Source organism: Marinifilum sp. D714 (assembly GCF_030851345.1).
Classification (GTDB): Bacteria; Bacteroidota; Bacteroidia; order Bacteroidales; family Marinifilaceae; genus Marinifilum.
On the sequence record NZ_JALPNU010000001.1, the window covers coordinates 338036 to 354167 of the forward strand.

At 36.7% G+C, this 16132-nt stretch carries 12 protein-coding genes; all 12 read right to left on the reverse strand.

Features of this window, described 5'->3' with window-relative positions:
• Nucleotides 1-194: 194 nt before the first annotated feature.
• Nucleotides 195-1946: a Shedu anti-phage system protein SduA domain-containing protein gene (locus M0051_RS01370; protein WP_306739757.1), complete on the reverse strand. Its 1752-nt coding sequence runs from the start codon at nt 1944-1946 to the stop codon at nt 195-197.
• A gap of 493 nt (nt 1947-2439) precedes the next feature.
• Nucleotides 2440-2907 carry an IS200/IS605 family transposase gene (gene tnpA / locus M0051_RS01375; protein ID WP_306739758.1) on the reverse strand — a complete coding sequence of 156 codons (468 nt, stop codon included), beginning with the start codon at nt 2905-2907 and terminating at the stop codon, nt 2440-2442.
• 147 nt (nt 2908-3054) lie between these two features.
• Nucleotides 3055-3984, reverse strand: coding sequence for a hypothetical protein (locus M0051_RS01380; protein ID WP_306739759.1), 930 nt, complete (start codon nt 3982-3984; stop codon nt 3055-3057).
• 1168 nt (nt 3985-5152) lie between these two features.
• Nucleotides 5153-6229: a butyrate kinase gene (gene buk, locus M0051_RS01385; protein ID WP_306739760.1), complete on the reverse strand. Its 1077-nt coding sequence runs from the start codon at nt 6227-6229 to the stop codon at nt 5153-5155.
• A 693-nt stretch (nt 6230-6922) separates the two neighbouring features.
• A complete protein-coding gene (locus M0051_RS01390) occupies nt 6923-8260 on the reverse strand; it encodes a serine hydrolase (RefSeq protein WP_306739761.1) in 1338 nt (445 codons plus the stop codon).
• Between the two features lie 340 nt (nt 8261-8600).
• Nucleotides 8601-9908, reverse strand: coding sequence for an adenylate/guanylate cyclase domain-containing protein (locus M0051_RS01395; RefSeq protein ID WP_306739762.1), 1308 nt, complete (start codon nt 9906-9908; stop codon nt 8601-8603).
• 22 nt (nt 9909-9930) lie between these two features.
• A complete protein-coding gene (locus M0051_RS01400) occupies nt 9931-11202 on the reverse strand; it encodes a cyclic nucleotide-gated ion channel (RefSeq protein WP_306739763.1) in 1272 nt (423 codons plus the stop codon).
• Between the two features lie 112 nt (nt 11203-11314).
• Nucleotides 11315-12433, reverse strand: coding sequence for an ABC transporter permease (locus M0051_RS01405; RefSeq protein WP_306739764.1), 1119 nt, complete (start codon nt 12431-12433; stop codon nt 11315-11317).
• A gap of 17 nt (nt 12434-12450) precedes the next feature.
• Nucleotides 12451-13557, reverse strand: coding sequence for an ABC transporter permease (locus M0051_RS01410; RefSeq protein WP_306739765.1), 1107 nt, complete (start codon nt 13555-13557; stop codon nt 12451-12453).
• Nucleotides 13558-13574: 17 nt separating this feature from the next.
• Nucleotides 13575-14321, reverse strand: coding sequence for an ABC transporter ATP-binding protein (locus M0051_RS01415; protein ID WP_306739766.1), 747 nt, complete (start codon nt 14319-14321; stop codon nt 13575-13577).
• Nucleotides 14314-15240, reverse strand: a complete 927-nt coding sequence (locus M0051_RS01420; protein ID WP_306739767.1) for an ABC transporter ATP-binding protein — start codon at nt 15238-15240, stop codon at nt 14314-14316. The genes M0051_RS01415 and M0051_RS01420 overlap by 8 nt, the downstream gene beginning before the upstream one ends.
• A gap of 6 nt (nt 15241-15246) precedes the next feature.
• A complete protein-coding gene (locus M0051_RS01425) occupies nt 15247-16131 on the reverse strand; it encodes an HlyD family secretion protein (protein WP_306739768.1) in 885 nt (294 codons plus the stop codon).
• Nucleotide 16132 lies beyond the last annotated feature (1 nt).

Here is a 16132-nt window from a genome sequence, read left to right on the forward strand (position 1 = left end):
TGATTCCCGATACGATTAAAGTTTGATTGGATATGCTCATCAAATCTATATTCTTTATGAACCTTAGGGGTAGACTTTTGGTTATTTATTAAATGCTATAATGCCCCTGGTTAACGGCCTGCCGTATGATGCGTAGCTTGTGTTGCGCCTGCGGCAAGCTATGCATTATGACGGTTTGTTAGCCACTGGGTTTATTAATTTTTTAACTCATCTATTAACCATACTAAACGATTTCTAGCAACACTTAAAATGTCAAGATAAGTTCTAAATTTTACATCATCTCTTTCATTGTGCGAACTAATATTTTGCTTTATTCGCCCACCTAGCAAGACAATCTCAATATGTTGATTATGAAAGTAAGTATTTAATTCATCCCGATACTCAAGAGCTTGCCGTTCCGTATCTCTATTTAAAGTAAAGTCGGGTTTTTTAAATTCAATTAGAACTAATTCTCGATTTAACTTTCGCCCAAGCAGCAAATCAGGCCTATCCAAAGCTTTGTCTCCCTTGTATTTTTTATCTAAAATTGTTGAAATAGCTTTTTCAAAGCTAATGTCAGAAAACAACACATTGTAATCATCACCGAGAATCCATGTGCTATTTTCTAATGCTTTATGAATTGTTTTCTCTAAAGTTTTCGGGTTGTCAATTAGAATATTTAATTCATCTAAATACCTCAATCGGTTTAATGCTTGACTTGAAATTATACTCATTTCTAAGAGTCCGAAATCGCTTAGTGCATCTGCAAATTTTTCGATGTCTCCACTTCCTGTTTCTTGAATATTTTGAATTATATCCCAATAATGGTCTTTTTCCATTGCGGATACCATTACAGATATCACAGTATTAATTTTTTCTTCACTTTCACCATAAAATTTCTCCAATGTTTTGAATAAAGCTTTACGTGCGAAAGGTTGCTTATATTCAGGAAGTTTTTCTAACTCACGATTAATCTTTCGTTGATATCGAGCTCTTGCCATTTTCATATCTGTCTTAAAAACTTCATCGACAGATGTTTTTAAGTTTTCTTTTGTTTCAATAGCAATAGATTCGTAGAGCTTACTATTTTCAATAATTGCACCGAAATCAGCCGTAACATCTTCCTCTAGGTCATCGCAAATAATTTCTCCATAAACTCTATTCTGAAGTTTCTTAGGGATGATTTCATCATCTGATAAATAATTCTGTGGTCGTCCTATAATTTTATTATTAACACGAACAGCAATACCAGAACCTTTTACGGCCTTGTCAGTAACAGTATAGTTTAACTGTGCTTTCTTGCCATTATCAAGTACAATTTCTTTTGAAAATGATTTTCCTTGCAAATCCAAAACTCCAATATCATTTCCATTAATAATTAACTTAAGGTCATTTTCTCGTCCATAATCCCTTACAAGAAATTCCTTTAGTCTATCAGGATTAGGAAAGTTATAATTTTGGCTTAAGCCTTCTAGAGTTATTGTAGTTCCATGTTTTTCTTTGTCACACTCTTCAACTATAATTGGTAGTGGAACTTTCTCTAAATCATAATTCGCAATAGCTAAAGCTTCTTTGTCAATAATCAGTGTCGTTTTCTTTCCTGATGCATAAGTTTCAAGCTTCATTATTTGAGCAATCATAAGACCTGAAAATTTGCCAATTCCTTTGCGTCCCTTTACTTTGCGCTTTTTCAAAAAAGATCTATCTCCCTTACGTGAAGTACGGCTATTTGCTATATCAAGATATTCCGTTCTCACCTCACTTTCTTTCATTCCTGAACCATCATCTGAAACAATTATTTGTGGTATAGGTTGAAATTCCTCGGGAAGTTGAATATTGACAGTTTCAGCATCGGCATCATATGAATTATCTATCAATTCTTTAGCCGCCTCCTCAATTGAACGGTATGTTTCACCAAGCAATTCTGCTAGTTTGGGATGTACTTTGAAGTGTGCTGATTTTGTCATATTCTTCTATTTTGTAGGGTTTTATTTCCTTGTGGCTAACTTTTTATATGTGTACTGGTACACTTATTTTCTAATCTCGCATCAAAAAACTGCACACTACACACCATATAGGTCAGTATTGTGCACTTCCCTATTCTTTTGAGACATTATTATGCTTTTCAATCAGCCCATTAAATTTAAAACTATTCCCTCAAAATTCATTTACATATTTTAGCTTATTTCCCTTAGAATCAATCTAAATTTATTTAACCTTTTAAAATCTATTATTCAATTACAGTTGTACATATAAAAAAAACCCCAGTAAATGGGGCTTTCAGAGCTTATTTATTTTTCATCATACTATTCAAACAAACATTTATGAATTAGGTTGAATTGATGAAATTAATGTTGATTGCAGTACGCCATCAACAGGGATTTCTTTTAAGGGGCGGTAGCCCAATCATCTTCGTAGCTATTCTTGTCCATCGCAATATAGGGGCCTTAGCCCTAATATCTATTTTTCATCATACCATTCAAACAAATATTCAGGATCATAATCCACATCAAATTTTTTCAAGAAGGACAAATATTCTTCTCTAAACGTATGCTTTTTATGATGCTCCGGCTGATTCAATACATATTTAACAACCCGATCAATATGCGATTTTGAATAGGTAAATGCACCGTAGCCATCTTGCCAGTTAAATTTACCAGGAATATATTTTTTATGATTGAGCCAGTTGGATGCACCTGATTTAACTTGTTCCATCAATTTTGATGGAGATACAGAAGGATGCATCCCGACAAAAATATGAGTATGATCGGGATTGCAATATATGGCATAAGTTTTACATTTGTGATTGGTAACAATGCCACACATCACTTTTTCCAGTTCATCCCTGAATTTTTCTTTTATAAAATTACCCCTGCCTTTTACCGAAAAAACATATTGAATATACAATTGGGTATAGGTATTTGCCATGAATTTTTATTTTAAGATTTCAGGACTACGTCCCTATGTTTTCATATTAACTGTTTTTCTATGAAGATTACGGAGCTATGCTCCTGAACTTTCAAAACAAAGAGTCCCAATAAATGAGACTCTTGCAGAATTTTAACATTGAAAAAATCATGCTTCCACATCACTTTCCACCTGCACTTCCTCCAATATGAAGGTGATGTCGAAATGCATGCAGTGGTCGGCTTCTAACATGAACACCCTTTTCTCTTGTTTGTATGATTCTTTGGTAAACTGCAGGCTGTGCTGCCCGGCTGGCACATTGTAGAAGTAGAACTGTCCTTTTTTGCCACCCTTCTTTACTGGTTTCTCCTCATCCAACTGTATCCACACATCACTTACCGGCTCGCCTTTTTCATTTTTAAAGCTGCCTGTAATCACCTTGGTCTTCTTTGGCAAGGCATCGGTATGTATGGCATTTCGGAATGCATTGTACAAGTCGGGATTGCTATCAGCATAATTGGCTCTCATATTCGGTTTAATCGAATCGTTCAACAATTTTCTATACCCTTCCATTTCTGTATCAATTTGTACATTCACATCATGCTGTTCCAAGCGGAACTTTTCAGGCCCATGTACAATCGTAATGGCTTCATCTACCTTGCCAATTAATGCTAGCTTTCGCTCTTCGCTAACACCAGCCTCAACACTTTCTGCAGGGTGAGCCTCAATTTCCGCTATCATGCTCTGAACATTGGAGATCACATCTTCATCGCGTGCCCGGTTCAAATCTGTCTTCGAACAGCCTTGGATACTCATAAAAGGAATAAACTTTTTGTAGTTCCCATAACTAATTAGCATGTCATTTGTCACCACGCTATCAGCAGTCAAACTTTCAAAAATCACCTCTTTTTCCTGTGTGAGTGCCTTACTGCTTTTTTCATCTTTAACCATTAAATCAGCAATTCGATTGTAAAAACTTTCAGCATCTTCCAACATCAGCCACAATAGAGGATTCAGTTTCAAAGCTTCTTCATTTGCTTTCTTAAAGGCAACTAGCTTTTGTAGTTGTCCAAAATTTAATTTCTCACTTGAATTCATATTTCAATTATTTATTGTTTTGACCCAATAGCGGGCATTGTTCCATATTTGTAAATTCTTAACCCAATTGTTGTATCTCCTTAAGTCAATTGTTCTACCTTCTTAACCCAATTGTTGTACCCTATCAGGTCAATTGTTCTACCCTCTTAACTCAATTGTTGTACCTCATTAGGTCAATTGTTCTACCCTCTTAACCCAATTGTTGTACCTCATTAAGTCAATTGTTCTACCCTCTTAACCCAATTGTTGTACCTCATTAAGTCAATTGTTCTACCCTCTTAACCCAATTGTTGTACTTCATTAAGTCAATTGTTCTACCCTCTTAACCCAATTGTTGTACCTCATTAAGTCAATTGTTCTAGCCCCTTAATCCTATTGTCAAGGAGTTTAAACTTCTTTGTAGATGGTAAGTCCACTCTTTTTTAGCTCTGTTTCGCACTTTCTGTAATGGTCTCCCTATTTGTTTTGCAGTATTGATTGATTTCGGGAGTTCCTGGAAGAGAATTGGGTGCTTCTGAATCGTTTCCTCCTGTTGGTGACCCAAATGCACATGGCACACGAACATTGGTATCCTGCTTTAAGAAGTGATTTTGGGATCTGAAACGATATTTTGGAAGATTGTGAGACTAATTCTGTGGTATAGAATTGGCTCACCTACGCACCAGAAGGGATGCGCAAATTGGGATGATTGAAATTTTCAAGACACCGTGGTCAGCGGTTTTCTGTAGTTTTTGTTTGGTTTTCATCAGAAGGAATTTTAGTTCTGTGTTCAAGCCTTATGCTCTGCTCCTCTTTTCGATCCTTACCTTCTCTATTGAACAAGTACTAATTTATACCATTAATCTTTATGAGTCAATAGTTTAATTTATTTTAAACTGGATTTTGATGTGAAATATATCACACTTGACCATTTCATCTTGGCCCTCTTTTGAGGAAAGGAAACAGATTCCGTCGCAAAAAAGCGAATCATTCCAAATCAACATGGCAGTTGCGACGATTTGCTGTAGATAATCATACCTGGGGCCTTGCCCCAGGCTATAATGATTTGAGCCCTACAGGCTCATCCTTTGTGTTCTTTGTGAAATCCCTTAGTTTGCCTTTGTGGTGAAACACAAAAAAAGCCCTCGGGATTACCGAAGGCTTTCTATAGGTAGGTATATCTTTCCGATTATACGTATACTTTAGGCTCAATTTCGTTTCTAAGAACCATGTAACCGTTCATTGCAAGCGCTTTCATTTCATCCTCTCCAGGATAAACTACTACTGGTGCGATAAATGAAACCATATCCTTGATGTAGTTCACCAAATCAGGGTTGTGAGCAATACCACCAGTCAATAGAATTCCTTCTACATTACCTTTCAATACTGCAGCCATTTCACCAATTGATTTGGCTACCTGGTACGACATTGCATCCTGAATTAATTTTGCTTTTGCATCACCATCTTTGGCTTTCAACTCAATCTCATAAGCATCGTTTGTTCCCATGTGCGCAACCAATCCACCTTCTCCTTTGATCATCTTCTTGATCTCTTCAAGGGTGTATTTTCCGCTAAAACACATCTTGGCCAAAGCTCCTGTTGGCAATGAACCTGAACGTTCTGGTGAGAAAGGTCCTTCTCCGTCCAATGCATTGTTTACGTCAACTACTTTTCCTTTCAAGTGAGCACCAACAGAAATACCACCACCCAAGTGTGCTACAATTACGTTGATGTCTTCATATTTTTTATCGATAGATTGAGCAAATGCACGTCCGATTGCTTTTTGGTTCAAAGCATGGAAAATAGACACTCTTTGGAATTCAGGGTGACCTGAAACTCTAGCTACATCAATCATTTCGTCAACCACTACAGGATCGGCGATGTAAGCTTTTGCTTTAGGCAATGATTGTGCAATATTGTCTGCAATCAATCCACCTAAGTTACTAGCGTGCTCTCCAAGAATACCCACTCTTAGGTCTTCCTTCAAACGATCGTTCACTTCATAAATTCCAGATTCGATTGGCTTAACCAATCCTCCACGACCAACTACAGCTTCAATAAGGTCAATTTGAATTTCAGCATCTACCATTTCTTTCATGATGATGTTCTTGCGAAATTCGAATTGCTCTGTTATCTGATTGAATTCTGCTAATTCTTCCGCGGTATGCTTGATGTTTTTCAAGAAAACTGATTTATCACCTTGAAATACAGCAATTTTAGTAGATGTTGATCCGGGATTAATTGCTAAGATTCTACGAGTTTCCATTAGTTATAAAAGTATGTTTGTGTTTAAGTTGTAATTATAGAGTGCAAAAATATCAAACCAAATTAGAATTTAATAGGATTTACACAGTATTTACATGCAAATTTACAATTAAAATTGATTTTAAGTTACAATTTAATACCATTTCGAGAAAATCGTTTAATATCCATTAGGGAAAACGCACAATAAACTGGAATCATAACTGATTAGTTGATTACCTCACCTCAATCCTCTCCTTAAGGAGAGGAAGTAGTCAGTAGATAAAGTAAAGCCTGTGTTTTTTATTTGCAAAGCGGTCTTTTAACACATGAAAATTAATAGAGCAAAATATTCCGTCGCAAATAAGCAAATCATTTCATATCAACATAGCAGTTGCGACGAATTGCAGTACCTAATCATACCTGGGGCGTTGCCCCAGGCTATTAAGATTTGAGCCCTACAGGCTCTTTGTTTGACTTAGTCGGCTGAAACTTTAATGTAGAAGGACCTTTGTGATTGAACTTTTTAATCATCTCACCTCAACCCTCTCCTGAAGGAGAGGAAATATCCCAGATGGAATAGAGAGCAATTGATATTCAGAATCTATCCTATTTTAATCACAGCACTAATGCCACAAGTGCGAGTCCCGGAGACGCATTCCTTTCTCCTAGAGGAGAAAGATAGAATGAGGTGCAAAAAAAAAGCTGATTAAAATAATCAGCTCCATCCTTGATGTTTTGGTAAGTTATCTAATGCCATTCGTTCCGGCCTTGCCTCAAAATGATTGAACAGATCCTGATCTGGCCACTCTTTTACCGATCTCAATACTCTACTCATTAGAACACTCAAATCCCTGGTAAAGTCGGATCCACGCCAGGTAGATGAGTTGGTAACAATCACAAAGCTATATCCTCCAACCTGGTGTTTCATTAATGCCGAAGATCCAGCCAATGTACCGGTTCTCCACCATGTTTTGGATCTTGTTCCCTTCCAGCCAATCGGACTGTGTCCTCTTTTATTTGGAGTAGTCATGTAAGCAATGCTTTTGCGTGATAGAATATCTGGATGAGCATCATCCCCATCAATAGCCAATAGGAACTTCATCAATTCGGCTGCTGAAGCAACCCAACCTCCTGCTCCTCCCAATTCTTCAATATTGTTTCCACCATTCGATCGGAAAACTGTTTTTCCAGATCCATCGAATGCTGAAATTTTAATGGCATTGGATTGTTCGTAATATTTCACCTCATTCGGATAATGATCCTCCTCAAGGTTTTTACCCAAATGCATATCGAAAACTCCTGCTGGATTCAACACATGAGCTTTTACGTAGTCTTCGTAATTTTCACCTGATGCTTTCTCAACCACCTTCTCAAGCATTACATATCCCAGGTTGGAATACCCTCCTCTACTTCCTGGTGTAAAATGCAACCTTCTCGATAAAGCAAACTGAATGGTAGTTTCGGCCGAGATAGGCGGCTTCACCTTCATTTTTTTGGCAATAGACAATGGCAAGAACATCGGGTCGCCATACTTGCTTGAATAACCTGCCGAATGTCTCAACAAGTGCTCCACTGTAATTCGCTTGGTTCTCTTGTCTCTAATATTGGAATAGATGGAGTCATTTAAAATTCCATGTTCTCCAAACACAAAATCATCCAGCTTTAGTTTTCCCTCTTCCTGCAATTTCATGATTGCCGTAGCGGTAATCAATTTTGAAACACTGGCAATTCTAAAAATATGAGAAGGTTCAACTTTTACTTCATTTTCAACATCAGCGTATCCATAGCCTTTGGCAAACAAAAGCTTTTGATCTTTAACTACAGCTACCGTTGCTCCAGCTACTTCCCATTTCCTTAGGAATCGCTTAATCAAGCGGTCAGCGCGAGCTGTTTCTACACTTTCTGAAAGATTATTTGATATTCTGTGAGATACTGCTTCGATGCTACTGTCGAAGGCCAAAACATTTGTTCCTTGTTTTGAGAAACTAAAATTCCGGTTACAAAAGACCAGAAACAATACTATAAGGAAAGAAAATATTCTTCTTATTACCATTCAATAAAAATTCGTTCAACATGTACTTCCAACATCACAACTCATTCCAACAACAAGTTAACATGTTCTTTTCTACTCAATTCGCTACAAAAATGTTTATATTTTTTCGAAATACAATTCTAAATTAGAACCATTTTAAAAATAGTAATAATTTATGCATTTATCCCAAAACTTCATTATTTAATCACCAAAAAGATACTTTTTACAACAACAACCTTTACTTCAATGGCATAATTTAGAATCAATATCAGCAATCTATTCACGTTAAAATCAAAACAAAGGCCATCGAAAATGTATTAACGATGGCCTTTATATATTATTTTACTTCTTAAAATATTTTTTAGTTTTCCTTGCAGGAACAGTTCTCTCCAACCTGGTAAATATGAACCTGATCGTCGAAACCTTTTACCTGTACTTCGCCCAAATCGGTAAAGCACCCCTTACAATTGAGCATATCTACAAATTGACGACTTACCAGGAACTGTGTTTTAAAGGTTTTATTCAATTGCTCTATTCTGGATGCCAGAATCACATTCTTACCGGCAATGGAAAACTGCTTTCTGATCTCGTTCCCAATATTTCCTGTAATCACCTCGCCCGAATGCAAACCGATTCCCACCTTTGTGATACTGCCATTCTGGTCCGTTCTTAGGTGATTTATGGCTTCCATAATTTCCAAACCTGCATTCAAAGAATCTTTGGCATGATTTTCATTTCTTACCGCGATCCCAAATGATGCCATAAATCCATCACCCAAAATCTGGTGAATGATCCCATTGTTCTTTTCTATGATTCGAATGAGGGGATCGAATATGGCATTCTGAAACTCAATGGTTTCTTCAGGACTTTGATGATCAGCCATCACCGTAAAGTTTCGAATATCCAGAAACATGATGGATCCAACCACTTTATGCCCGATGGTTTCATTTCGGTGAACAATCAACTCATTGGCAACCCCTTTCGACAACTGCTGGCCAAGCAAGGATTCTATTTCTTTCTGCTCTTCGATGCTGTTCAGGTAGTTGTTTACCCGCTTTTTAATTTCATGTGCCACTACTCCTGCCACCAAACCTCCTACTACAAGGCCAACGCTTCGCATTGTATAAATCTCCTTCAGTTGAACCACATCCTGTTCGGTTTGAAGATAGTCAATGCCCCAAAATGCGACTGTAAAATATCCTATTCCGGCAAGAACACCTGCTCCTACCGATACTTTAAAATCCAGATGCATTGCTGAAAGCATGAGCAACAAGAAGTAAAACAGAAGTCCATCGTATTCCAATATCAAAAGAGAGTAATCGAATTTTACAGCATGATACAATACAATGGCAGGCAAGCCAAACTCCACCAATATATTAACAATCAGAATTTTTCTGGGAATCTGAATGTTATTCTTAATGGCATGTCCCAATCGGAAATAAACACCTAGCTCGAACACACAAAACAACACCCACCAAAATACCAAACCTCCTATGAATTGATCCTGGTTTAAGAAATTACGCAACAGGTTTGGAGCCAAATAATGAAGCACCGGAAGAACCAAAGAACCAATAATAAAAAGGCCTAAAATGATTCCTACTCTTTTTCTCTCTATCCTTAAAAATTCGGGATGCAACAACTCATTAAAATGATCATGATGATGAAACATGGTGCTATAATTTACTTATTAGTTACATATACCTCTCTTCTCTTGACTTGGATTTTAGTCTTATTTTCTCAGCGATTTCAGGATATTTTTTCAATACCTTATTGAACTCCTTCTTTTGAAGCTCATACAAATCGGAATATCCTACCGATTTCACGGTTGCCGTTCTCGTCGTATCTTTAAAAAGCGCGATTTCACCCATAAAATCACCTTTCTTTAAGAGTGTCAACTGTTTTGACTCATCTGCCGATAATACTTTTAAGCTTCCTTTTTGTACAAAAAACATTGAGTTTGCCGAATCTCCCATTCGAAACAAATAATCACCAGGAGTTAAGATTCTTGGACTAAGATATTGCGCTATATCCCTGACAAAATGATCATCAACAGATTCGAACAAGGGAATATCTTTTATAATGTTCTTTTTGAATTCTAACTGCAATTCATTTCTAAGTCCAAAAGGGAGCGCTTCCATCAATTCAGTTTCATCGTAACCCAACTTTTGCTTCCTTTCATAGGTAAAGTAATCACTAATTCTGTGCTCCAAATCTTTTGAAATGTGCTGATAGTGAATTAGTGCTCTTAGCTTCTCCATATTTTCTAAAAAGCGCTGTTCTGCAGGATCTTTCTTTGTAAAAATGCCAACCACGTTCCCCACAAGCAGAGCCAAAAAACCAACTCCTATAAACTGAAGAAAGATATTATAGAGCATCTCGGCATTTCCATGCGGAACCACATCCCCATAGCCAACAGAAGTTAAGGTGGTTACCGTATAATAAAGTGCTCTCACATAATTGTCTACCTTAGTCAGACTAGCTTCCATTCCATGTATCTGTATCCAAATACAAGCAAACCAGTGTGAAAATAAAAAAGCTCCAATCCAAAGCAAGCCAAAAGAAATTCCGGTACTGTATCTTAAATTCCTGATTTGAAAATAACGAGCTGTTCGAATCACTCTAACCCATTTGAACAATCTGAATAACTGAAATACTGGATTCGAGAACATTACCGCATATGGCAATATGGCCAGTAAATCAGTAATAAATAATTTACTTGATGAATAGGTATCCCAATAAACATCTTTTAAAAAAGCATGACTTTTAATTCCACGATATCGAAGAATGTTTACAACCAAGTCAAGAAAATAGAGCAAGGATATACACAAGTCAAGAGATTTATACCATTCGAAACCTCTCAAATTAAAGAGGAAATCTAAGGGCATTAAACTCACTTGTAGCAAAACGGCTACAATGATCAATATTCTCCAGGCAGAATTATAAATTGACTTAAAGTAGTTCACAGACATTTGGTTTAGAGTCCTTCAAAATAAATTGAATTTTATCGATTGTTCCAATAAAAATAGATAAAAGAGAACTATTAATCGGTAAATGGCATTGAGTTTCTAATTGAAATCAGGCAACTTTTCGATACCTGTTCACTGCAATACTTACAACTGATACCGCAAATAGCGTTAAAATTGCAATTTCGTCAACAATGTCAAAAAATCCGGATCCTTTCAAAAGTATCATTCGAATTACCTTGATGAAGTAGGCAATCGGATTTAGGATATTTAATGTTTGTCCCCATTCCGGCATACTTTCCACCGGCGTAAACAAACCACTCATCAAAAGAAAAATCACCATAAAAAACCATGCAATAAACATTGCCTGCTGCTGCGTATTGGTCTGTGTGGATATCAGGAGTCCAAAGCCCAAAATGGCAATCAAATAAACAAAGGCTACCAAATAAACCAGCCACACCGAACCTAAAAAAGGAATCTTAAACAGGAAAGCAGCTATACTTAAACCTATTCCCAATTCAAAAAATCCGATTATCAAAAATGGTATCAATTTGGCCAGTAAAAATTGTGATTTTCGAATTGGAGTTACATTGATTTGTTCGATTGTTCCAATCTCTTTTTCTCTTACCACATTCATTGCCGATAAAAACAAACCAATAACCGTAACCAATAACACAAGTAATCCGGGCAACATATAAGGAATGTATTTCATTTCGGGATTAAACTGATGCAGGTAGCTTGATTGCACAAAATGTACAGGTACACCCGTGCCTACCTCTCGAATACTTGCGCTTACTTTACGATTATAGTCCTGAATTACCGAGGAAATATAAGCATTATACAGACCAGCAGAACTTGCATTAATTGCATTTATCAGCACCTGAACAGAAGCTCCCTTCTTTAAATCAACTGATTTCCCAAAATCATCATTAAAAACAAGAATGGCATCAATCTTATCCTTATAGATTTCCTTTTCTGCTTCTTCAACCGAAAAGCCAATTTCCTTCACCGTGAAAAAAGGAGACCCATTAAACTTGGATATCAACTCCCTAGAATGACTTGAAAGATCTTTATCAACGATATACAGATTCGTGTTCTTCATGTCGTAGGTGGCTGCAAAAGACAAAACACAAAGCTGTAGAATTGGCATCACAAAGATGATTGGCAACATGCTCTTGTTGCGAAAAATCTGTAAAAACTCTTTCTGTAATAGATATTTTAATACTCGCATAACTTTTTATTTCACCATTACTGTAATCTGATTTTGAACTTCTTAAGACTTAATCCGATAAACCCAAAGGTCATTGCAAGTAGTATTAAGCTTTCCTTCCATACATATTCAAATCCTACTCCTTTTAGCATGATATTTTTTAAAATCACAATAAAGTATTTAGGGGGAATGATATAACTGATTACCTGCAGGGGAACTGGCATGTTTCTAATTGGGAATATAAAACCAGAAAGAATTATGGTTGGCAACATGAGCACAAACATCGAAAGCATCATTGCAACCTGTTGGTTTTTCGCCACTGTGGAAATAAATATCCCAATTGACAAGGCTAGAAAAATAAACAGAACACTTTCGGCCATCAATAGAGTAAAACTACCAAGAACTGGCACTCCAAACACAAAGTATCCCATACCCACAATTACCAAGGCATTAATAAATGACAATGCCAGGTAAGGAGCTACTTTCCCGAGTATAATTTGCAACGGATTTAAAGGCGACACCAGCAATATTTCCATAGTTCCCAACTCTTTCTCTCGAGCAATGGAAATGGAAGTCATCATAGCTGAAACCAACATTAAAATGGTAGCCATAATGCCAGGAATAAACATGAAAACACTTTCGAGATTGGCGTTAAAATACATTCTGGAATTGGCTTGAATCGAACTTGGCAATAGATTGTCCTGATTGATTTCCACATTGTAATTTTGCAAAATTCCTTGCAAATAACTCACCTCTAAGCTTGCTGTATTCGGATCTGAAGCATCGGTTAGTATTTGTACAATCGCTTTGGAATCCTTGACTAATTTCTTTCCAAAATCGGGTTCAAATACTAAAATTAACTTTACATCTCCTTTTCTAAAAATAGCATCGGCCTGCTCAATACTCTTTAAGTTATTGTTTATCTGAAAATAGCCCGAGGATGTAATTTTATTGATTATTTCAGCTGTATATTCATCCTTGGAATGATCGAGAACTGCCATTTTCACATCCTTTAGGTCTGTATTAATTACATATCCAAAAAGCATGATCTGCACGATAGGCATTCCAAACAAAATAAGCATCGACCGCTTATCGCGGAAAATATGATAGAATTCTTTCTTTAAAAATCCGATAAATCGATTCATTACTTCTAATTTTTAATCTACTCAACATTTGTAGCCGTTCGAGCCAAAGCCAAAAACACCTGATCCATATCCCCAGCATTAAAATCTTCCTTCAATTTGGCTGGTGTATCCAATGCTTCTATTTTTCCATCCACCATTATCGATACCCTATCGCAGTATTCCGCTTCATCCATATAATGGGTGGTCACAAAAATTGTAATTCCCCCTCGCGCAGCCTCATAAATTAAATCCCAAAACTGTCTTCTTGTAACCGGATCAACTCCTCCTGTTGGTTCATCCAGAAATACAATTTCGGGATTGTGAAAAATTGCAACCGAAAATGCTAACTTTTGCTTCCATCCAAGGGGCAAAGAACTAATGCGCTTATTTCTTGCGTGCTGCAAATCCAGTTTCTTTAACAAATCATCAGCCTTGCGGTGAATCACCTCCTTTGATAATCCATAAATACCACCATAAAATCTGATATTTTCAAACACTGTTAAGTCTTCGTACAACGAAAACTTTTGGCTCATGTAACCAATGTTCCTCTTCAATTGCTCACGTTGTTTGTATACATCAAAGCCAGCAACACTAATTTCACCTGAAGTAGGATAAGACAAACCGCATAATATTTTAATGGCTGTAGTTTTGCCAGCTCCGTTTGCTCCCAGAAAACCAAAAATCTCACCTTTAGAGACCTCGAACGACAAATTGTTGTTTGCAGTAAAATCGCCAAATTTCTTACAAAGATTTTTAACTTTTATCACCTTAACATCCTTATTCATATCCGTCTGCTTTTGTGCTCAATGCCATGAAACAATCTTCAATTCCCGGCTTTACATGCTCTATTTCCAAGTTCAAATGTCCTTTACTTTTTAGGTAGGAGTTGACTTCCTCCAACGAAAATTCTTTTCGTACATCAGTGTAATGCAAAGTTTGACCGAATAGAAAAACAGAGTTTGTAAATTCAAATTCTCTTAAATCGAGTAAGCATTGGTAGTTATCATCACTTTTAATTGCATACAGCTTACGCTCGAACTGATCTACAATTTCCTGTGGCGTATTCACTTGCAGAATTTCACCATCTTTAATCAAGGCAACTCTTTCACACAAATTTGCTTCATCCATATATGGGGTTGCAACTACAATGGTAATTCCTTTTGATTTTAAACTCTTTAGCATTTGCCAGAATTCACTTCTCGATACCGCATCAACCCCAGTAGTTGGTTCATCCAACAACAGTACTTTAGGCTGATGAATTAGTGCACAACACAAGGCGAGTTTCTGTTTCATTCCTCCCGAAAGGTTGCCTGCAAGGCGATCTTTGAATGGCTCTATTTGCACCCAGATATCATGAATCATGTCCATATTGTCTTCGATTCTCGTATCAAATACCGTGGCAAAGAACTCAAGGTTTTCGATTACACTTAAGTCCTGATACAAAGAGAATTTTCCAGGCATATACCCCAATAAATTTCTGATTTGCTTATAGTCCCCCACTATATCAATATCACCCATGCGAGCACCTCCTTTGTCTGGTAAGAGTAAAGTAGCAAGCAACCTAAAAAGAGTTGTTTTCCCAGCTCCATCAGGTCCAATTAACCCGAATAATTCCCCCGAATTTATATCCAAATTAATATGCTTAAGAGCCTGAACACTTCCGTATCTTTTGGATAGATTTTCTATGCTAATACCTGCATTCATAATCAATTAGAATCTAATTTCTCCTGGCATACCAATCTTTAGTCGCCCATCATTTACAACTCTCACTTTTAATGCATAAACCAATTTTACCCGCTCTTGTTTTGTTTGAATAATTTTAGGTGTAAATTCCGATTGAGATGAAATCCAGATAATTTCTCCTTCCAAACTTTCATTCTCATCAGTATTTTTATCAATGACCACCTTCACTTTTTGACCGATTCGCACACTTGAAAGCTGATCCCCCGAAATGTAGGCTCTCAAATCCAAAGATCTTAAATCTGCCAACTTTAATAGTGGGGTTCCAGTAGTTACCATTTCGAATGGTTCCTTATACTTCTCAAGTACTGTAGCAGCCTTTGGGACCCTTATTTTACTCTTCTCCATTAAATCATTAATCGACTCTATCTGCTTGTTTAAACTTTCAATATTTCCCAGCACTTTGGCATTCTCGGTTTGCACCGATTTGATTTGCTTTTCAACAACCTGAATGTTTCCATTAATATCATCTACTTCTTTAACTGAAACTGCTTCATCGGCATACATTTTATCAATTCGCTGCTTGTCTTTTTGTAATAAAACCAACTGTTCTTTGTAGACATCAATTCTGGAAATAATATTTTGAATCCCAGAAGCTATGGACTTACTCTGTGCTTTTAACTGTTCTTTTTTTAGGTACAGCTGAGTGGTATCGATATATCCTACTAAGGTTGGTTCATTAAACACATCTCCTTCTTTGAGATTCAAAGCCATTATTTTCCCTGAATTTTCCGAAGAGATCGTATAATCTACAGCTTCGAAATTACCATAGGCATCCGATAGTTGATCTCCATTGTTACATGCGCTCACCAATACGGCAATTACCAATCCAATGTATAATTTTGTTTGTTTCATT